Genomic DNA, 18,508 nt, shown 5'->3' with positions numbered 1-18,508 from the left:
CCGCTTACAAAAGCGGCTTTTCTATTGTTGTGTACTCTGAATAAACTCTGTTAATCTTGCTTTAAGATCTTTAGAATTTCCTATTGTATCAAAAGTAACATTATCTATTCTCCATCCTTTCTCTGTATTGATAAGATGCACGGTGTCCATCCAGGTTTCTTTGGGGGAAACTGCATTATATTCAAAGGCTAACAATGCTTCAGCAGTCTTATCCTGTATCTTAACAGACTTGATTTTATAATCTGTAAAGCCTTCATACAGGCTGGAAAAAATAGCCCCTTCGAATATTAAAGGTTTCTCATCAGGATGATCACTCTTTTTTACCTTTTCAATATCAGCCTTTGATGCATTGATGGCCTCGTCTAAAGCTTTTTTTAAATCCTGAGAAAATAAAGCATCCGGAATCGGCTGGTTATAAACAGCTTCGTTGGATTTTCCGTATTGAGTATACAGTTCATTTACTTTTTCAATAATGGCTGTTTCTGAAGGCCGGGTAGGTTGAGGCTCGTTCTTCTTGCAGGATACAAAAAACAGAAATATTCCTAAACAGAGAAAAAAATTTTTCATTGATGTTATTTTGTGGTATTATTTGAATTTCAGGCTCAAAATGTATACCAAAATCTGTCTGTAAATATTTCTCACGAATCACAAAAATCAATACATTTGAGTAGATAAAAAAAATTGTGGATCCTATTCTTAACGTTGCTGTCCGTTCCCTCTGCGTTTACCTTTTCATGGTAATTGCCATCCGTTTATTTGGTAAAAACCAGCTTTCTCAGCTCAATGCAGGGGATGTTGTATTGCTGTTGTTAATTTCAAATGCTGTTCAGAATGCAATGGTAGGTCCTGATACCTCTCTTCAGGGAGGAATCGTGGCGGCATTGGTTTTGTTTGTTGCTAATTTCATTGTGAAGAGATTCATGTTTTCCAGCCGCTCCTTTCAGACTTTTATGGAAGATGAGCCGGTTATTCTGATCAGGGATGGAATTGCCGATCAGGCAGCCCTGAATCGGGTAAAGATTACAGAAAGCGAATTGGAAGAAGCGATAAGAGAACACGGAATTGAAAACATAAACAATGTAAAGCTTTCCGTTCTGGAAGTGGATAGAAATATCAGTGTGGTTTCTCAGGATGAAAAAAGCAAGCAGACACACTACTCAAGAATTAAAAGAAAAATCAAAAGAAAATACCATTAAATACGATGAATTACGAATTAAGAGAAATGCTTCCCACTGATGAAGCCAGGGTTCTTGAAATTTTCCGCCAGGGAATAGACGGCGGAATTTCCACTTTTGAAACAGAAGTCCCAACTGCTGAGGCATGGAGCATGGGCTATTTTAACGACTGCCGCTGGGTACTGGAAAATGAAAAAAATGAAGTAGTAGGATGGTGTGCCTTAAAACCGGTGAGCAAAAGAGAATGCTATAAAGGAGTTGCAGAGGTAAGCATTTATTTTGATAACGAATATCAGGGAAAGGGATTGGGTTCCGTATTGCTTAAAAAATTGATTTTGGATAGTGAGGATCACGGATTCTGGACATTACAGACCAATATCTTCTCTGAAAATGAAACTTCTATCAAATTTCATCAGAAAAACGGTTTCAGAATCGTAGGCGTCCGTAAAAAAATCGGAAAACTCAATGGAGAGTGGAAAGACATTATCCTGATGGAAAAAAGAAGCGAAATCATCTAGAGAACTATAATAGATAATAGATAATAGATGATTGGTGATTTTGTTTGGTAATATAATTCTCCACAACAAAATTCACTATTGACTTGCGAAGCAAAATTTGACCATTGACAATAAAAGCCCATCTATTCCAGCCTTAAACCTTAAACTTTGAGCTTTGAACTTTAATTTTTTTAACTTTTGGCACTACCATTGTTATATTAAATAAAGTTGAAAAATAGAAATAATGAAAAATTTGATTAAAATTACAGGAGTTCTTATCGTAGCGTTCATGTTATCATCATGCGTGGTGCATGACAATGGACGTCGGGTGAAAACAGTTCCGCCTGGACAGGCTAAAAAAGTGTTTGGAGGAAGTGCAAAAGACTATGCTCCTGGGCAGGTGAAAAAAAGAAGCGGCTATTAACTGGCACAAAAAATAAAAAATTAGCAGTCAGTTTTAACATACATTAGCTTAATTTCAATTTCTTTTGGCATTAACATTGATATATTTCGCTATCGAAATTGAAAAAGTGAAAATAATGAAAAGTTTGTTTAAAATGGCTGGGGTAGCAGTGGTAGTTTTAATGCTGTCATCTTGTGTGGTACACGATCATCATGGAAGAAGAATGCCACCGGGTCATGCAAAAAGGTATTATGGCGGAAGTGCAAGGTACTACGCACCAGGACAGGTAAAGAAAGTGTATATTTATGACGATCGCGGGCATCATCACAAAGGTAAGGGCCGTGGTCATGGACATCACAGATAAAAAAGAAAAGCACTGAAAAAATTCAGTGCTTTTTTATGATCTGTTATAATCTCGATTTTTTGGGATTAAGGAAAGTGTTGAAAACCATTACTTCCTGTCCGAACTTTTTCTCAATCCTTTCGGAAATATTTAAAAGTTCACTTTTAATAAAATCTTCCCTCAGTTCATCAGTATCAAAAATTAACAGGAGATTATAATTTTTACCTTCGTCGATAAAGTCACTGTGCACCTCAGAAAGAATATATTTGTTAACATCCATAAGGTTTTCAGTCATTAAAACCAGGGTTTCATCAATATAATTTTCCCATTCTTCCAGGTTATCTTTTGTGCAGTGGAAAGTTATACTTAATACGCTCATATTTTTATGAATTTTTAAGATTTTTTGGATAAATTCTACCACAAAAATCGGCTTTTTTTTCGTAAATTAGCCCGTTAATAAAAATTGGAAATAAATAATTTTCAAACTTACAGCTAAGAGTTTGAATATCATTACAATAAAATTTGTTTATGCAAAAAGAAGGAGAAAGACTGATTCCTATCAACATTGTTGATGAAATGAAGTCGTCTTATATCGATTATTCGATGTCGGTTATCGTTTCAAGAGCGTTACCGGATGTAAGAGACGGCTTGAAACCCGTTCATAGAAGAGTATTATACGGTATGTATGGATTAGGGGTGTTTTCTAATAGAAAATATTTGAAATCTGCGAGAATTGTTGGGGATGTTTTGGGTAAATACCACCCGCACGGAGATTCCTCTGTATATGATGCTATGGTAAGAATGGCTCAGGACTGGAGCTTACGTTATCCTCAGGTAGACGGACAGGGTAACTTTGGTTCCATGGATGGTGACCCGCCTGCAGCAATGCGTTATACCGAGGCTAGATTGAAAAAAATCTCTGATGAGGTTCTTTCAGACCTGGACAAAGAAACAGTTGATTTCCAGAATAACTTCGACGACAGTTTACAGGAACCGACCGTAATGCCGACTAAAGTTCCGAATCTTTTGGTAAATGGTACTTCAGGTATCGCCGTAGGTATGGCAACGAATATGGCGCCTCATAACCTTTCAGAATCTGTAGATGCAATCTGTGCGTATATCGATAATAAAGAAATTACGATTGACGAACTGATGCAGCACATCATTGCACCGGATTTCCCTACAGGTGGTATCATCTACGGATACGACGGAGTAAGAGATGCTTTCCATACAGGAAGAGGTAGAGTCGTTTTAAGAGCTAAAGTTAACTTTGATGAAATCGGAAACAGAAACGCTATTATCGTTACTGAAATCCCTTATCAGGTGAACAAAGCTGAAATGATTGCCAGAACAGCAGAACTTGTTAAAGACGAAAAAATCCCTGGAATTCATGAGATCAGAGACGAATCGGATAGAAAAGGACTTCGCGTTGTATACGAACTGAAAAACGATGCAATCCCGAATGTAGTTCTTAACCTATTATATAAATATACGGCACTTCAGACCTCTTTCAGTGTAAACAATATTGCATTGGTACACGGAAGACCGGAGCAGCTGAACCTTAAAGATATCATTCATCACTTTGTAGAGCACAGACACGAGGTCATCGTAAGAAGAACTCAGTATGAGCTTAAGAAAGCAAAAGAGAGAGCACATATTCTTGAAGGATTTATGAAGGTGATCGGAACTCAGGATGCTTTAGACAGAGCAATCTCTATTATCCGTCACAGTGCCAACCCTCAGGCTGCAAAAGAAGGCTTGATCGAAGCTTTTGAACTTTCTGATATTCAGGCTCAGGCAATTCTTGATCTTAGATTAGCCCGTCTTACAGGAATGGAGCTTGATAAGATCCGTGATGAGTATGATGCGATCATGAAAGAAATCGCAAATTTGGAAGACATCCTAGCTAACGAGCCGAGAAGATTCCAGATCATTAAAGAAGAATTAATCGAAATCAAAGAAAAATACGGAGACGAAAGAAGAACTGAAATAGATTACTCAGGAGGAGAAATGTCTATCGAAGATATTATCCCGAACGAATCTGTAGTTCTTACTATTTCTCATGCAGGATACATCAAGAGAACTTCTCTTTCAGAATATAAAATCCAAAGTAGAGGTGGTGTAGGTAATAAAGCGGCAACGACAAGGGATTCCGATTTCCTTGAATATATCGTTTCTGCAACCAACCACCAGTATATGCTGTTCTTTACTGAAAAAGGAAGATGTTACTGGTTAAGAGTATTTGAAATTCCTGAAGGCTCCAAAACGGCAAAAGGAAGAGCAGTACAAAACCTTATCAACATTGAACCGGATGATAAGATCAAAGCATATATCAGAACCAACAACCTGAAGGATTCCGAATATGTAAATCAGATGAGCGTAGTGATGGTAACTAAAAACGGAACCATCAAGAAAACATCGTTGGAAGCCTATTCAAGACCAAGAGTAAACGGGGTGAATGCTATCGAAATCAGAGATAATGACCAGCTATTAGGAGCTTACCTTACCAATGGAACTTCTCAGATCATGATTGCCACTAAAAATGGTAAGTGTATCCGTTTCCCTGAGGAGAAAGTAAGAGAAGTAGGTAGAGGATCTATCGGAGTAAGAGGAATCCTGCTTGAAGATGGTGACGAAGCTATTGGTATGATTGTTGTGAATGATGTAGAGAACGAAACAGTTCTTGTGGTATCTGAAAAAGGATATGGTAAGAGAACTGCGGTAGAAGACTACAGAATTACCAACAGAGGAGGAAAAGGAGTTATTACGCTTAATATTACTGAAAAAACAGGAAATCTAATTGCTATTCAGAACGTAACAGACGAAGACGGATTGATGATTATCAACAAATCCGGTGTTGCCATCAGAATGGGAATGGATGAAATGAGAGTAATGGGTAGAAATACTCAGGGTGTAAAACTGATCAACCTTAAGAAAAATGACGAAATTGCAGCCATTGCAAAAGTAGAAATGGATAAAGATGTAGAGGAAGATTCTGAAGAACTTGAAGAAACAGAAGAAGGTGTTGTAGGATCACTATTTGATAACCAGGAAAACGAAGAGGCTCCTCAGGCTGAAAATGAAAATTCTGCAGAGGAAAATGAGAATTCTGATTCCGAATAAATTGTACAATATAAATATAAAATAGTTATTATGAAGAAACTAATTTTAGGAATGGCTATCGTAGCATCTGCTTTTGCTTTTGGGCAGAAAAAAGATGCGGCAGCTTTAAATGCTCAGCTTCAGGAAGCTAACAAAGTGGCTATGGATGCATATAATGCAAAAAACTATGCTGCTGCAGCGCCTAAGTTTATAGAAGTCTACGACTTGTTAAAGGCTAACGGGCAGGATAATAAAATATATATGTATTATGCCGGATTGAGCCACGCGTTAGCTAATAACACTGATCAGTCTATCAAAATATATACAGACCTTATCAATTCCGGATTTACAGGAGTAGAAACTACATACACTGCAAAAGAGAAGAAGACAGGTCAGGTTGTAAATCTTGATAAAGCTACCTGGGAACTCATGAAAAAGAACCCTGATTACAGTGATTTCAAGACAGAACAGACTAAAAGTATAGAGTCTGATTTGTATGAAACTTTGTCTTCATTGCTTTTGAATGCTAAAAAACCAACTGAGGCTCTTACGATTATCGAAAAAGGTTTGGTTAAATTCCCAAACAATGCTAAGCTTAAAGAAGCTCAGACTACAGCATACCTTCAGTCTGGAAATACAGACAAATTCGTTTCAGGATTGAAAGAACAGTTGGCTAAAAACCCTAACGATGCTACAAACTGGTATAACCTTGGGGTAATGCAGGCTAAAAACCCGGCTACTGTTAACGATGCTTTGGAAGCGTTCAAAAAAGCTGTTGAGCTGAAGCCTGATTTCTCTGATGCATATCAGAATTTAGTATATACGACTATTGGTGACGATGCTAAAGTAGTAGGAGAGATTAATGCATTAAGAAAAGACAAACCGGACGAAGCTTCTAAGCTGATTGATGCAAGAAGAGAAAGATTCGGAAAAGCACTACCATATGCTGAAGGATGGTATAAAGCCAACCCAAAGAGTCTTGATGCGGTTACTGCGTTAAAAGAAATTTACATTGTAACTAAAAACATGGATAAAGTTAAAGAAATGAAAGCTAAAGAAGCTGAACTTACAGCTGCTGGTGCAAAATAATCATTTTTTGACACAACAGATAAAGCCGGAACAGAAATGTTCCGGTTTTTTTATTGTAAACACAAAGTAATGAAGTTCTTATCAGAATTTTATGTTTCATGTAGAAGTCTTGCAGACCTTTTATGATTTTGAATTAAATCTATAAACCTAACAGGTTTTTAGACCTGTTAGGTTTGATTTATTTCCGGCCCTGTTATGCAGTTTCTCTTCATGCCGGATTCATGCATTCAAAATTTCTTTTTTTATGGAGATGAACCTTCAATTTCAACCTGAGAATTTCTCTGTAATTCCGTATCTTTGAGAAAAATTTTTATAAGATGATCGAGTGGAAAACCGCCAAGGAATACGAAGATATTACCTATAAAAAATCTAACGGAGTAGCAAGAATTGCTTTCAACAGACCTGAAGTACGTAATGCTTTCAGACCTAAAACAACTTCAGAATTATATGATGCTTTTTATGATGCCTATGAAGATCCTTCAATAGGGGTTGTATTGCTGTCAGGAGAAGGACCAAGTCCAAAAGACGGAGGATGGGCATTTTGCAGCGGAGGAGATCAAAAAGCCAGAGGACATCAGGGATACGTAGGAGAAGATGGAAGACATCGTCTGAACATTCTTGAGGTTCAGCGTCTGATCCGTTTTATGCCGAAAGTGGTGATCGCGGTGGTTCCGGGATGGGCAGTTGGTGGCGGACACTCACTTCACGTAGTATGTGACCTTACTTTAGCGAGCGAAGAACATGCTATCTTCAAACAGACTGATGCAGATGTTACCAGTTTTGATGGTGGTTACGGTTCTGCTTATCTTGCTAAAATGGTAGGACAGAAAAAAGCACGTGAGATTTTCTTTTTAGGAAGAAATTATTCCGCTCAGGAAGCTTTCGAAATGGGAATGGTCAATAAAGTAGTTCCTCATGCAGAATTAGAAGATACTGCTTATGAATGGGCTCAGGAAATATTGGCTAAATCTCCAACTTCTATCAGGATGCTGAAATTTGCCATGAACCTTACAGACGATGGGATGGTAGGGCAGCAGGTTTTTGCCGGAGAAGCTACCCGTCTTGCTTATATGACAGAAGAAGCTCAGGAGGGAAGAAATGCTTTCCTTGAAAAGAGAAAGCCCAACTTCGGAGAAGATCAATGGATATCATAACAGTAGTGATGAGTAATAAGTAATGAGCAATATTTTTCATTACTTATTACCCATTGCTCATTACCTATAAATTTTATGACGGATTGGATAAAAGCCGCAAGGCTAAGAACTTTACCGCTTTCCTTAAGCGGAATTATTATGGGAGCTTTCATTGCAAAATGGAGACTTTACGGAGAAGGCGGTACCTGGGACTGGAAAATCCTTGCACTCGCTCTGTTGGTTACGCTTTTATACCAGATTTTATCAAATTATGCCAATGATTATGGTGACGGAGTAAAAGGTACAGACGCCAAAAGAATCAATGAAGCTGAAGCAAGAGCTGTAGCATCAGGGAAAATTACTGCAAAACAGATGAAAAATGCTGTGATTCTTTTCGCAGTATTATCTTTCATTGCTACCATTGCTTTGTTGTACGTAGCTTTTATTCCAAACTATATGAATGAATTCTACATCTTTATAGGATTGGGAGTAGCAAGTATTCTTGCCGCAATTGGATATACGGTAGGTAAAAAACCTTACGGATACATGGGATTGGGAGATATTTTCGTGTTTATCTTCTTTGGACTGGTTTCCGTATGCGGAAGCTATTTCCTGTTTACAAAAACTTTCAGCTGGGATATATTATTACCCGGAACAGCGGTTGGAATGATGAGTATGGCGGTTCTTAACCTGAACAATATGAGAGATATTGAAAGCGACAGATTATCAGGGAAAAATAGCTTTGCATTGAGAATCGGATTCAAAAATGCAATGATCTATGAAATGGTCCTGTTACAGTTACCTTTGGTGCTTATCCTTATCTTTTTAGGAGTAAACGGGTTTATACAGCAGCAAAACTACTATGTGTTTATTGTAATGATCCTTTTATTCCCATTAGCCAAGCTGAGAAGAAGCATCATGTCGGTGAAAGAACCAAAAGAATTAGACCAGTACTTAAAACAGGTAGGAATCATGACTTTTGTAATGGCAATTCTTACAGCAGCCGGACTTAACTTATTTCACTAAATCTAAAATATTATACCATGAGTTCTAATGCATACGTTGAAGCTCAAATGCTTATCAGGAAGCCGGTTGAAGATGTTTTCGAAGCATTCATCAATCCGGAAGTAACTACCAATTTCTGGTTTACCAAATCTACCGGAAAGCTGGAAGAAGGGAAGACTGTTACCTGGGAATGGGAAATGTACGGAGTAAAAAACGTAGTGAAAGTTCACCAGATTATTCCGAACCAACTGATCAGAACAGAATGGGGAGAGCCTGCAGTAAACGTAGATTATGAATTCAAAGCGATGGAAAAAGGAACACTCGTGGTCATTAAAAGCTATGGATTCAGCCAGACAGGCGAAGATCTGCTGAAAGTAATTAATGATAATACAGGCGGTTTTACGACGGTTTTAGACGGCTGCAAAGCGTATCTGGAACATGGGATTAATTTAAGATTGATTGAGGATAAATTCCCGTCGAAATAACAAATTAAAGAAAACACGGATGGCACGAATGCTTTCAAAATCGCCACTAATCTCATTGTGCTATTTGTGAAATTATTTGAGTCATTTGTGTTTAATCTATTTAATAATAATTGAAATTAAATTTAAAATGAAAATACAATTCTTAGGGCAAAATTGTTTCCTGTTTACCTACAAGGACAAAACAATTTTGAGTGACCCTTTTTACAATTACAAAAAAGCAGAGTCAGGTTTTGACATTGCTGCCCAAAAAATCGACTACATCCTATTAACTCATGCGCACGGTGATCATATTGCTGATGTAGCAGAAGTATTGCAGCACTATCCGGAAGCTACCATCATTGGAGTTCCTGAAGTATGCGGTTATTTCCAACAGGCAAAAAATAAAGATGATGTGAACTTAGGAGGATCGGCAAAAATCGACGATCTTAAAATTTCCATGGTTCCGGCTCACCATACAAGTTCTTTCCCGGATGGAAGCTATGGAGGCGTTCCTGTAGGGTATATTTTCAGACTTCCTGAAGGTAAGAACATCTATCTGGCAGGTGATACAGGAGTAATGGCTGATATGGAGCTGTTCCCGAGATTATACGGAAACATCGACCTTTCTATCCTTCCGATCGGAAGCCACTACACGATGTGCCCCAGAAAAGCTTCTTTTGCAGCAGCAGAACTGTTAAAAACTCCGAAAGTAATCGGATGTCACTTTGATACTTTTCCTGCCATCGAAATCAATCATGAAAGTGCACTAAAGCATTTCGCTGATAAAAATGTAGAACTTGTTTTACCAAAATTAGGAGAAACGTTCGAATTTTAATCGATAACAAAACCGGAGGTAATCTGAAAATTAGAAAAATGAAAATGATGCGTAAGGTATTAAAAACAAAAAAAGATAATTATCAAATTACCTCTCTTCTTACTTTAAACCAAAAAAAAATGGCAAGCTACCTAAATCACACCGCTACGACCGATTACCTTTGCTGCGTTCCCACCCTGGAGGATTCTCAGGAGCTGGTTGTTTAGGACTTGCCGTTGCAAAGGTAGGAATATTTTATAAACTTCAAAACTTTATTAAAGAAAATTAGTCGAAAAAATGCAGTGGTAAAGCTAAACGCCTGACATTTAGAGGGAAAATTTTTCAACTTTTTTCTAAAAATTTAAATATGACGAAAAGTCCATCAACACTAGGAATTATACTTTTTATTGCTACAATGATCATTTTCTTTGTAGTATATACTTTTTTCTCAGGAATCAATTATTTTGATATCTCTTTGAAAGCCAATGCTTTTGTTTTGCCTCTTTTATACGCCGGGGCTGCTTTCTGGTCTGTAAAATCTTACTGGAACAACCATAGAGTGGTGAAATTTAAAGATGCTTTCAAAAGAGCATTTGTTCCGATGTTCATCGGAGGAATTCTTTCCATCTTCAGTATTTATGCGTTTTTAACCTTCGTTGATCCTGCAGCAAAAAGCCTTTTGAACTATCAATATGTGCAGAGACAAAAATCAGAACTGGATACAGAATATTCTTCTGCAAGAAAAATTCTGAAGCATCAGAAAGATATTGATGAACTGGATCAGAAATACAAAGAAAGACTACAAAGCTTCACTCCTGAGGCGGTTAAAGGAAAAGATATGCTTACCGCAAGTCATTTTTCAGGATATTTTGCAGCAATTCTTATATTTTACGTAGTTTTGTCGGTGTTTTTCGGAGCATTTTTCAGAACAAGAACAATACACCAGCCCGAAGAAACCAATCAAGCCTAATTTTTATTAAAATTAAATGAATTTATCTATAGTTATTCCGTTACTGAACGAAGAAGACTCTCTGGAAGAACTTTTTTCAAGAATTGATAAAGTGTGTACAACCAGTAACTTATCTTATGAAATCTGGTTTGTAGACGACGGAAGTACGGATTTGTCGTGGAGTATTATTGAGAATATGAAAGTTCAGTATCCTCAGATCCACGCTATTAAATTTTCCAGAAATTATGGAAAATCACAGGCACTTCATGCCGCTTTTGAAAGAACAAACGGTGATGTAGTGATTACAATGGATGCCGATTTACAGGATTTCCCAGAAGAAATTCCGGAACTGTACAATATGGTGATTCATGATAATTATGATATCGTTTCCGGTTGGAAAAAGAAGCGTTTTGATAATGTGATGACGAAAAATATTCCGTCAAAATTATTCAATGCGGCAGCGAGAAAAGTTTCAGGAGTTTACCTTCACGACTTCAACTGTGGTTTGAAAGCTTATAAAAGACAGGTGGTAAAATCGGTTGATGTGTACGGGGATATGCACCGTTATATTCCGGTATTGGCTGCCAATGCAGGTTTCAGAAGAATTACCGAGAAAGAAGTACAGCACCAGGCAAGACCTTACGGAACTTCAAAATTCGGAACGGAAAGATTCATCAGAGGATTTCTGGATCTGATAACCCTTTGGTTTGTAAGTCGTTTCGGAGGAAGGCCAATGCATTTCTTCGGAGCTGTGGGTACTTTAATGTTTATTGTTGGTTTTCTTTCAGCACTTTGGCTGGGAATTTCTAAACTGATTGATGTGGCAAGAGGGATTTACGGACATTTGATTACCAATAATCCATGGTTCTTTATCGCATTAACCATGATGATCATGGGAACACTTCTCTTTATCGCAGGATTCTTAGGAGAAATGATTATCAGAACCAACCGTGAGCACAAGAATTATAATATTGATGAAGTGATATAAATTCAGGTGATTGTTCAATTAAATATACTGAAAACTAATATGTTAATGTAAACCTTTAGTTGATGTATGGCCATTCCCATCCTTTGGAGGGGTGGCGAAAATTCAAAGAATTTTTGACGGGGTGGTTATGCAAAAAATAATCATTCCAATTTCAATACATACAAAGCACTCTATTACAGGGTGCTTTTTTGTATTTTTATAAAAACTTTAAATCCGGATGTTTAAACTCAAATCTATTCTTTTTTACTTTCTTTTACTTTTTGCAGTCTCATGTTCATCAAATAAACTTTACGGTTCATGGGAGTTTATTGATATTTATGATGGAGAAATTTCTAATACGGATACGTTGAAAAATAAAACAAACAATTCCAGATATGGAACAGGAGTTCTGAGCTTTTATCAGGATAAAACTTTCAGTTCAATGGGAAATAAGGGAACTTATCAGATAAAAAATAATCTGTTGAAAATGAAGTATAATGATGATGAAAATGTAACTCCTATGAAGATTTCAGGTGTAGATAAAAATTACCTGCTTTTATTTTCAATGGCAGGAAGTCCTAAAACGTGGTTTTATAAAAAAATAAAGACAAAATATAAATAGGAAACAGTCTTTTTCCTGAAAAGCAGAAAATTAAAAATGATCAGGTATTTTATTGTCAAAAGACAAAGATTTTTAGAAATTTTAATCCTATTTTTGTTCAAAGTAATATTGAAAGTCTAATGAGAGATATGAAAAAACTTTCAGGGATTTTCAGTACGAATTGTTACGATAGTAATGTAATATTTAAAATTAAATATGAAAAAAGTTGTATACACATTGATGCTGATGGCAGTAGTTTCCTGCGGAAAAGTTTCTCCAAAAGGAAATATTGAAAAGAAAGATGTGGATGTACCGGAATTCGTAAACCTTAATCTGGAAGGTAAATTCCGTGTATTTTATGCCAGAGGTCCGAAAAATTTTGTAGAAATAGAGACCTATCCGAATGTAGCCAATAATCTGGATGTGGATGTAGAAGACAAAACACTTTTCATCAAAGAAAAAAGAGGTACAAAAGGAGTCGATTTTTATAATGTAACGATCTATTCAAAATATAATCTTGAAAAAGTTGCCGTTTCCGATTCTGTGGAAGTGAATATTTCAAGCGAAATCAAAACAGATAATTTCAGACTTAACATGAAAAATAATGCCAGCTTCATGGGCTCTGTCAACACCAGAAGAGCAGAAGTGGAAATGCATAACAGAAGCCGTGCTAATTTTCTTGGATTGTCCAAAGAAGCTGTTATAAAAATTTCAGACACAGCAAGTTTGATTGCACCTTACTGGAAAATTACCAACCTGAATATTGATTCCAAAAACGGAAATTATGCAGAAGTAAACGTAAAGGATTCTTTAAAAGGACATATTCAGAACACAGCAAAATTTGTCTATTATAACGATCCGATCAGAGCGTTTAAAATTGATAAAACGACGAAAGTCGAAAACAAAAAGCTGGATTAAAAAACAGCATTATTTAAACTAGAAACTAGGAACTTTACAAACTATAAAAGAACAACATATAAATATGAATACACTAGAAAAAGCGAAACTTTGGTTAAGTGATACCTTCGATAAAGAAACAAGAGATGCTGTACAGACGCTGATCGACAGCAATTCCCCTGATCTGGAAGATTCTTTCTACAGAGAACTGGAATTTGGGACAGGAGGAATGCGTGGGATAATGGGAGTAGGAACCAACCGCTTGAATAAATATACATTAGGACAGGCTACACAGGGATTGGCGAACTACATGTTACAGCAGTTCAAAGGTGAAGAGATTAAAGTGGCCATCGCTTATGATGTTCGTAATAACTCAAAAGAATTCGGGAAACTGGTAGCAGATGTTTTAACAGCCAACGGAATTAAAGTACTGCTTTTCAAGGACCACAGACCGACACCTGAGTTGTCTTTCACCGTTCGTGATAAAAAATGTAACGGAGGAATTGTTTTAACAGCTTCTCACAACCCGCCGGAATACAACGGTTATAAAGTTTACTGGAATGACGGTGCACAGATTGTTCCGCCTAATGATGAAGCGATTATCAATGAAGTATATTCTGTAAAATTTGAGGAAATTAAATTCAACGGAAATGATGATCTGATCGAATGGATCGGAGAGGAGCAGGACGACGTATATATCGATGCATGTATTGAAAACTCTACCTATCAGAATATCGGAAAAGAAAATTTAAATATTGTTTTCACTTCAATCCACGGTACAACATATACAACTGTTCCTAAAGCACTTGAAAAAGCAGGGTTCAAAAAGGTTGATCTGGTAAGAGAACAGATGATCCCAAGCGGAAATTTCCCTACTGTAGATTCTCCCAACCCGGAAGAGCCTGCAGCATTGGAAATGGCAATGGATCTGGCAAGAATTACCAATGCTGATATTGTAATCGGAACAGACCCGGATGGAGACAGATTAGGAATCGCGGTAAGAAACCTTGATGGCGAAATGCAGCTGTTGAACGGAAACCAGACCAATACCATCCTTACGTATTATATCTTAAACGAGTGGAGGAAGCAGGAAAGAATTACAGGAAAAGAATTTATTGGTTCTACGATTGTAACTTCAGATATCTTCTTTGATATCGCTCAGAAATTTGGAGTTGAATGCAAAGTAGGTCTTACCGGATTCAAATGGATCGGAAAAATGATCCGTGAAGCAGAAGGAAAGCAGAAATTTGTATGCGGAGGTGAAGAAAGTTTCGGATTTATGACCGGAGACTTCGTTCGTGACAAAGATTCTTGTGGAAGTATCCTTTTAGCCTGCGAAATTGCAGCATGGTGTAAAGCCAATGGAAGAACAATGTATCAGTATATGATCGAGATCTATGAAGACCTTGGAATGTATTACGAAGGATTGATCAATATTGTAAGAAAAGGAAAAGAAGGTGCTGAAGAAATTCAGAATATGATGAAAGATTTCCGTGAAAATCCTCCAAAGGAACTGGCTGGTTCATTAGTGGAAGAAGTGAAAGACTTTAAAGAGCAGACAAGTCTTACCATTTCTACGAATGAGAAAAAAGTGATGAATGATATTCCGAAGTCTAACGTTTTAATCTATTACACACAGGATGGAACAAAAGTATGTGTAAGACCTTCTGGAACAGAGCCAAAAATAAAGTTCTATGTTTCCGTAAAGGATTCCATTACTTCAGAAGCAGATTTCAGAGACAAATTAAAATCATTGGAAGCCAAAATAGGAGCCGTTAAAACAGATTTGAAACTGGATTAATACTCTTAAAAACACCATCAATCAAAAATATGAGAAGATTCATGGAGAACGATAATATAAATTTAAAATAAGAAAAAGTGAAAGTTTCAAAATTAGCAGCGAACCTGATCGGTTCTGAAATTGTAAAAATTGGTAACGAAGTAAATGATCTAAAAGCAAAAGGAGCGGAAATTGCCAATCTTACTATTGGTGATCTGAATTCTAATATCTATCCTATTCCGGCATTGCTGAAGGAAGAGATTCAGAAAGCATATCAGAATAATTTGACGAACTATCCGCCTGCCAACGGACTTTTATCTTTAAGAAAAGAAGTTTCCAAAGACCTTAAAAAAAGATGGAACCTGGATTATTCTCCTAACGATATTCTGATTACTGCAGGATCAAGACCTTTGATTTATGCCGTATACAAAACCATTGTAGACGAAGGAGATAAAGTAGTGTATCCTACACCATCATGGAACAACAATCACTATGCTTATCTTACTTCTGCCAACGCTGTAGAAGTGAAAACAAAACCTGAAACCAACTTCCTTCCGACTGCTGATGATTTAAGACCGCATTTGGATGGAGCTGTTTTATTGGCATTATGTTCTCCATTGAACCCTACAGGAACCATGTTTACGAAAGAACAGCTTTCAGAAATCTGTGAACTGGTCATTGCTGAAAATAAAAAAAGAGGAGCAGACGAAAAACCGTTATACTTAATGTATGACCAGATCTACTCTTGCCTTACATTCGGTGCTGAGCACGTAGATCCTGTTTCTCTTTTCCCGGAAATGAGAGATTACACCATCTATATCGACGGTATTTCAAAATGTCTTGCAGCAACAGGAGTACGTGTTGGATGGGGATTCGGACCTGCTCATATCCTGGATAAAATGAAGGCACTTCTTACTCACGTTGGGGCATGGGCTCCAAAACCAGAGCAGGAAGCAACCGCTAAATTCTATGAAAACTCAGAGAACGTTGATGTTTTCGTTAACGACTTTAAAGCTAAACTTGAAAACAGCTTAAAAGTACTTCACAACGGAGTTCAGGATTTAAAGGCAAAAGGACTTGCTGTTGACAGCATCGAACCAATGGGTGCTCTTTACCTTACCATCAAACTTGATTATATTGGAAAAACAAAACCTGACGGAGCTGTCATTGAAAACTCTTCAGATCTTGTTTTCTACTTAATCAATGAAGCAGGAGTGGCTTTGGTTCCGTTCTCAGCCTTCGGAGAAGAAAAATCAGAACCTTGGTTCCGTGCTTCTGTAGGAGGATTGGCTGTAGATGAGATCAAGGTAATGCTTCCAAAACTGGAAAGTGCTTTAAACAATTTAAAGTAATCTTTACATAAAATATAGGCTTCGACTCTGTCCGGCATGACATCGTTAAAATATATCTTTTAGTTTTAGCAATGTCACGCTGAGCGGAGTCGAAGCGTTTTTACACACCTTTTAAACCATGAACCTTCCACAGAAACCCTTTCTTGAGACAAAATATTTGTTTTTTTCAACACTGTCAATTATTGTAATAGTAATTTTAAGCGTTTGGCTTTCAGGGAAAGCTGATCATCGCTCACTGTTTTTGAATTCAATATTATCAACTTCTGTTCTGGCGGGAGCATTTTTCCTGTTTATCACTGGGGGGCTGTATTCTGGGTTAAAATTAAAAGATAATATCGGAAATATTTTAAACAAAGAAAGAATACAAAGATATGCTGATAAAACGCCAAAATTTGATGGTTTTGAGTTTGATCCACCAGCTGTTGGTGATGGAATAGGTGGTGTTATTTTATCAGTTCTTTTATGGATTGTAATTTCAATTCTACTTATTTTTCTTTCGTATTTTTTCGGACTTTTCTTTTGGTCTGCTGTATTCTTGTTGGGTGCAATTTTGTACTGGATATTTTTCAGAGCACTCAGATTGGTTTTTAAAAATTCAGGAAAATGTAAAGGAAAAATAGTAAAAAGCCTTGGACTCGGACTTTTCTATTCTTTTATCTATATTTCATGGATATATGGAATTATTTTTCTGATCCAATATTTGAATTGAAGCTGCGTTTATTTCTCAAAAAATTAAATAAATATTAAAAGTTAGATAACCGCTTTGCACTACATTCAACAAGGAATTATATTTGTGGCTTTTACACACCTGGATATATAAATCGAAAATTACACGATGAAAAAACTGAGATTTCTACTCTTACCGGTTTCAATATTGGTATGCTCACAAGAAGTTGATACATTGAAGGTACAAGAACTTCCCAAAGAAGCTGAGCTTCCAAAAGTACAAACCTACACCTTAAAAGACGGTTCCGTCCGGACGTATCCAAAACCTAAACTCCTTGACTTTGTCACCAAATTACCAAGAAACTTCATCAATACCAATAAAGATTTCGTAGCTAAAGATCATGCTTATTATCTGGGAGGTGCTGTTGGTGCTACGTTAATACTCCTGCCGTTTGATCAGAAACTGATTGATAATTCAAGAGAACTGGCTGAACAATGGGGAATGGATAAAGATAATAACTACCATAAAGTGGGAGGTGTATTTAAAATTCCTAAAGATGTAGGATCTGCACTGTACCTGATAGGAAATGGCTCTACATTAGTATTATTAGGAATTGGTTTCGGAACCTATGGATTGATAAAAAATGACTACAGAGCCCAGGCTACCGCCAGTGGTTTGATGGAAAGTTTAATTCTTTCCGGAGTTTTCACCCAAACCCTGAAAAGAATTACCGGAAGAGAAAGCCCTTTTATTGCAGAAGAATACGGACATAAAGGAGGTGCATGGAACCCTTTTCCAAGCTTTTCAGCATTCAGCAAAAACACCTCGAATTACGACGCAATGCCATCAGGACACTTAACTACTTTTATGGCTGGGATCACGGTAATAGCAGATAACTATCCGGATGCGAAATGGATCAAACCTGTAGGATATACCTTAGCCGGAGCGTTGTGCTTTCAAATGATGCAGAGTAAAGTTCACTGGGCTTCAGACTATCCATTAGCCCTATTAATGGGATATTTTATAGGAAAAACCATATCAAAAAGCAGATACACTTCTTCAGAAGGAACAATCGGAAAGACAAAATATAGTCTCAACTTCACTGCATCCCGCCAATGGGAATACAATATGGTAGGCGTAAAACTCTCTTTTTAAACTCTGAAATATTTGTTTTGTTTAGGAAATAAGATACTTTTCACTACATTTGGTCTCAGGATAAAAGGTGTATCCGGACTTTTATAAGTGTTGGGATGAAACCTCCTGATTTAAA

General features: G+C 36.9%; 20 protein-coding genes and 1 other RNA gene. 18 read left to right on the top strand and 3 right to left on the bottom strand.

Annotation, left to right across the window (positions count from 1 at the left end; genetic code table 11):
• Window positions 1–21: 21 nt before the first annotated feature.
• Window positions 22–567, bottom strand: coding sequence for a DUF3828 domain-containing protein (locus tag DEU40_RS13080; RefSeq protein WP_110010239.1), 546 nt, complete (start codon window positions 565–567; stop codon window positions 22–24).
• Between the two features lie 116 nt (window positions 568–683).
• Here DEU40_RS13080 and DEU40_RS13075 point away from each other — a divergent pair, with 116 nt between their 5' ends.
• The 4 genes from DEU40_RS13075 (at window position 684) to DEU40_RS13060 (ending at window position 2,439) form a co-directional block, all read left to right on the top strand.
• On the top strand, window positions 684–1,196 hold the full coding sequence (locus tag DEU40_RS13075; protein WP_110010238.1) for a DUF421 domain-containing protein: 513 nt from the start codon (window positions 684–686) through the stop codon (window positions 1,194–1,196).
• 5 nt (window positions 1,197–1,201) lie between these two features.
• Window positions 1,202–1,693 (top strand): GNAT family N-acetyltransferase, encoded by a 492-nt coding sequence (locus tag DEU40_RS13070; RefSeq protein ID WP_110010237.1) that lies wholly within the window; start codon window positions 1,202–1,204, stop codon window positions 1,691–1,693.
• 223 nt (window positions 1,694–1,916) lie between these two features.
• Entirely contained in the window at window positions 1,917–2,096 is a 180-nt protein-coding gene (locus DEU40_RS13065; protein WP_110010236.1) for a quinol oxidase subunit 4, read from the top strand.
• A gap of 115 nt (window positions 2,097–2,211) precedes the next feature.
• Complete coding sequence (locus tag DEU40_RS13060; RefSeq protein ID WP_171006281.1) at window positions 2,212–2,439, top strand: hypothetical protein; 228 nt, start codon at window positions 2,212–2,214, stop codon at window positions 2,437–2,439.
• A gap of 43 nt (window positions 2,440–2,482) precedes the next feature.
• On the opposite strand, the gene DEU40_RS13055 is transcribed toward DEU40_RS13060, so the two are convergent.
• On the bottom strand, window positions 2,483–2,797 hold the full coding sequence (locus tag DEU40_RS13055) for a DUF4286 family protein (RefSeq protein ID WP_110010316.1): 315 nt from the start codon (window positions 2,795–2,797) through the stop codon (window positions 2,483–2,485).
• A 149-nt stretch (window positions 2,798–2,946) separates the two neighbouring features.
• Between DEU40_RS13055 and gyrA the strand changes: the two genes are divergently transcribed.
• From gyrA to DEU40_RS13025, 6 genes are all read left to right on the top strand, one after another.
• Window positions 2,947–5,541 carry a DNA gyrase subunit A gene (gene gyrA, locus DEU40_RS13050; protein WP_110010235.1) on the top strand — a complete coding sequence of 865 codons (2,595 nt, stop codon included), beginning with the start codon at window positions 2,947–2,949 and terminating at the stop codon, window positions 5,539–5,541.
• Window positions 5,542–5,571: 30 nt separating this feature from the next.
• Window positions 5,572–6,609 (top strand): tetratricopeptide repeat protein, encoded by a 1,038-nt coding sequence (locus tag DEU40_RS13045; protein ID WP_110010234.1) that lies wholly within the window; start codon window positions 5,572–5,574, stop codon window positions 6,607–6,609.
• Between the two features lie 317 nt (window positions 6,610–6,926).
• Window positions 6,927–7,763: a 1,4-dihydroxy-2-naphthoyl-CoA synthase gene (locus DEU40_RS13040; protein ID WP_034697698.1), complete on the top strand. Its 837-nt coding sequence runs from the start codon at window positions 6,927–6,929 to the stop codon at window positions 7,761–7,763.
• A gap of 75 nt (window positions 7,764–7,838) precedes the next feature.
• On the top strand, window positions 7,839–8,768 hold the full coding sequence (gene menA / locus DEU40_RS13035; RefSeq protein ID WP_110010233.1) for a 1,4-dihydroxy-2-naphthoate octaprenyltransferase: 930 nt from the start codon (window positions 7,839–7,841) through the stop codon (window positions 8,766–8,768).
• 17 nt (window positions 8,769–8,785) lie between these two features.
• Window positions 8,786–9,232: an SRPBCC family protein gene (locus tag DEU40_RS13030; RefSeq protein WP_110010232.1), complete on the top strand. Its 447-nt coding sequence runs from the start codon at window positions 8,786–8,788 to the stop codon at window positions 9,230–9,232.
• A 127-nt stretch (window positions 9,233–9,359) separates the two neighbouring features.
• The gene (locus DEU40_RS13025; protein ID WP_047425484.1) at window positions 9,360–10,046 is read left to right on the top strand and encodes a metal-dependent hydrolase; all 687 of its coding nucleotides are present in this window, start codon (window positions 9,360–9,362) and stop codon (window positions 10,044–10,046) included.
• A gap of 117 nt (window positions 10,047–10,163) precedes the next feature.
• On the opposite strand, the gene ffs is transcribed toward DEU40_RS13025, so the two are convergent.
• An RNA gene (gene ffs / locus DEU40_RS13020) (signal recognition particle sRNA small type) lies at window positions 10,164–10,261 on the bottom strand.
• A 131-nt stretch (window positions 10,262–10,392) separates the two neighbouring features.
• On the opposite strand from ffs, the gene DEU40_RS13015 reads away from it, so the two are divergent.
• The 8 genes from DEU40_RS13015 to DEU40_RS12980 all read left to right on the top strand — a co-directional run bounded on the left by DEU40_RS13015 (window position 10,393) and on the right by DEU40_RS12980 (window position 18,393).
• Window positions 10,393–10,995: a DUF4199 domain-containing protein gene (locus DEU40_RS13015; protein WP_110010231.1), complete on the top strand. Its 603-nt coding sequence runs from the start codon at window positions 10,393–10,395 to the stop codon at window positions 10,993–10,995.
• 16 nt (window positions 10,996–11,011) lie between these two features.
• Window positions 11,012–11,962, top strand: a complete 951-nt coding sequence (locus DEU40_RS13010) for a glycosyltransferase family 2 protein (RefSeq protein ID WP_110010230.1) — start codon at window positions 11,012–11,014, stop codon at window positions 11,960–11,962.
• A gap of 217 nt (window positions 11,963–12,179) precedes the next feature.
• A complete protein-coding gene (locus DEU40_RS13005) occupies window positions 12,180–12,563 on the top strand; it encodes a hypothetical protein (RefSeq protein ID WP_110010229.1) in 384 nt (127 codons plus the stop codon).
• 195 nt (window positions 12,564–12,758) lie between these two features.
• Complete coding sequence (locus DEU40_RS13000; RefSeq protein WP_110010228.1) at window positions 12,759–13,460, top strand: GIN domain-containing protein; 702 nt, start codon at window positions 12,759–12,761, stop codon at window positions 13,458–13,460.
• Window positions 13,461–13,524: 64 nt separating this feature from the next.
• Window positions 13,525–15,240 carry a phospho-sugar mutase gene (locus DEU40_RS12995; protein ID WP_110010227.1) on the top strand — a complete coding sequence of 572 codons (1,716 nt, stop codon included), beginning with the start codon at window positions 13,525–13,527 and terminating at the stop codon, window positions 15,238–15,240.
• Window positions 15,241–15,317: 77 nt separating this feature from the next.
• The gene (locus tag DEU40_RS12990) at window positions 15,318–16,571 is read left to right on the top strand and encodes a pyridoxal phosphate-dependent aminotransferase (protein ID WP_110010226.1); all 1,254 of its coding nucleotides are present in this window, start codon (window positions 15,318–15,320) and stop codon (window positions 16,569–16,571) included.
• A gap of 118 nt (window positions 16,572–16,689) precedes the next feature.
• Complete coding sequence (locus tag DEU40_RS12985; RefSeq protein WP_110010225.1) at window positions 16,690–17,280, top strand: hypothetical protein; 591 nt, start codon at window positions 16,690–16,692, stop codon at window positions 17,278–17,280.
• Between the two features lie 126 nt (window positions 17,281–17,406).
• Window positions 17,407–18,393, top strand: a complete 987-nt coding sequence (locus DEU40_RS12980; RefSeq protein WP_110010224.1) for a phosphatase PAP2 family protein — start codon at window positions 17,407–17,409, stop codon at window positions 18,391–18,393.
• Window positions 18,394–18,508 lie beyond the last annotated feature (115 nt).

Origin of the sequence: Chryseobacterium sp. AG844 (genome assembly GCF_003182335.1) — a bacterium.
GTDB lineage: Bacteria > Bacteroidota > Bacteroidia > Flavobacteriales > Weeksellaceae > Chryseobacterium > Chryseobacterium cupriresistens.
This window is presented reverse-complemented; position numbering and strand designations above follow the sequence as displayed.

Excerpts from the sequence above, each read along its gene's own strand:
- DEU40_RS13080 (WP_110010239.1), bottom strand. The coding sequence starts at position 567 with ATGAAAAATTTTTTTCTCTGTTTAGGAATATTTCTGTTTTTTGTATCC.
- DEU40_RS13070 (WP_110010237.1), top strand. The coding sequence starts at position 1,202 with ATGAATTACGAATTAAGAGAAATGCTTCCCACTGATGAAGCCAGGGTT.
- DEU40_RS13065 (WP_110010236.1), top strand. The coding sequence starts at position 1,917 with ATGAAAAATTTGATTAAAATTACAGGAGTTCTTATCGTAGCGTTCATG.
- DEU40_RS13060 (WP_171006281.1), top strand. The coding sequence starts at position 2,212 with ATGAAAAGTTTGTTTAAAATGGCTGGGGTAGCAGTGGTAGTTTTAATG.
- DEU40_RS13055 (WP_110010316.1), bottom strand. The coding sequence starts at position 2,797 with ATGAGCGTATTAAGTATAACTTTCCACTGCACAAAAGATAACCTGGAA.
- gyrA (WP_110010235.1), top strand. The coding sequence starts at position 2,947 with ATGCAAAAAGAAGGAGAAAGACTGATTCCTATCAACATTGTTGATGAA.
- DEU40_RS13045 (WP_110010234.1), top strand. The coding sequence starts at position 5,572 with ATGAAGAAACTAATTTTAGGAATGGCTATCGTAGCATCTGCTTTTGCT.
- DEU40_RS13040 (WP_034697698.1), top strand. The coding sequence starts at position 6,927 with ATGATCGAGTGGAAAACCGCCAAGGAATACGAAGATATTACCTATAAA.
- menA (WP_110010233.1), top strand. The coding sequence starts at position 7,839 with ATGACGGATTGGATAAAAGCCGCAAGGCTAAGAACTTTACCGCTTTCC.
- DEU40_RS13030 (WP_110010232.1), top strand. The coding sequence starts at position 8,786 with ATGAGTTCTAATGCATACGTTGAAGCTCAAATGCTTATCAGGAAGCCG.
- DEU40_RS13025 (WP_047425484.1), top strand. The coding sequence starts at position 9,360 with ATGAAAATACAATTCTTAGGGCAAAATTGTTTCCTGTTTACCTACAAG.
- DEU40_RS13015 (WP_110010231.1), top strand. The coding sequence starts at position 10,393 with ATGACGAAAAGTCCATCAACACTAGGAATTATACTTTTTATTGCTACA.
- DEU40_RS13010 (WP_110010230.1), top strand. The coding sequence starts at position 11,012 with ATGAATTTATCTATAGTTATTCCGTTACTGAACGAAGAAGACTCTCTG.
- DEU40_RS13005 (WP_110010229.1), top strand. The coding sequence starts at position 12,180 with ATGTTTAAACTCAAATCTATTCTTTTTTACTTTCTTTTACTTTTTGCA.
- DEU40_RS13000 (WP_110010228.1), top strand. The coding sequence starts at position 12,759 with ATGAAAAAAGTTGTATACACATTGATGCTGATGGCAGTAGTTTCCTGC.
- DEU40_RS12995 (WP_110010227.1), top strand. The coding sequence starts at position 13,525 with ATGAATACACTAGAAAAAGCGAAACTTTGGTTAAGTGATACCTTCGAT.
- DEU40_RS12985 (WP_110010225.1), top strand. The coding sequence starts at position 16,690 with ATGAACCTTCCACAGAAACCCTTTCTTGAGACAAAATATTTGTTTTTT.
- DEU40_RS12980 (WP_110010224.1), top strand. The coding sequence starts at position 17,407 with ATGAAAAAACTGAGATTTCTACTCTTACCGGTTTCAATATTGGTATGC.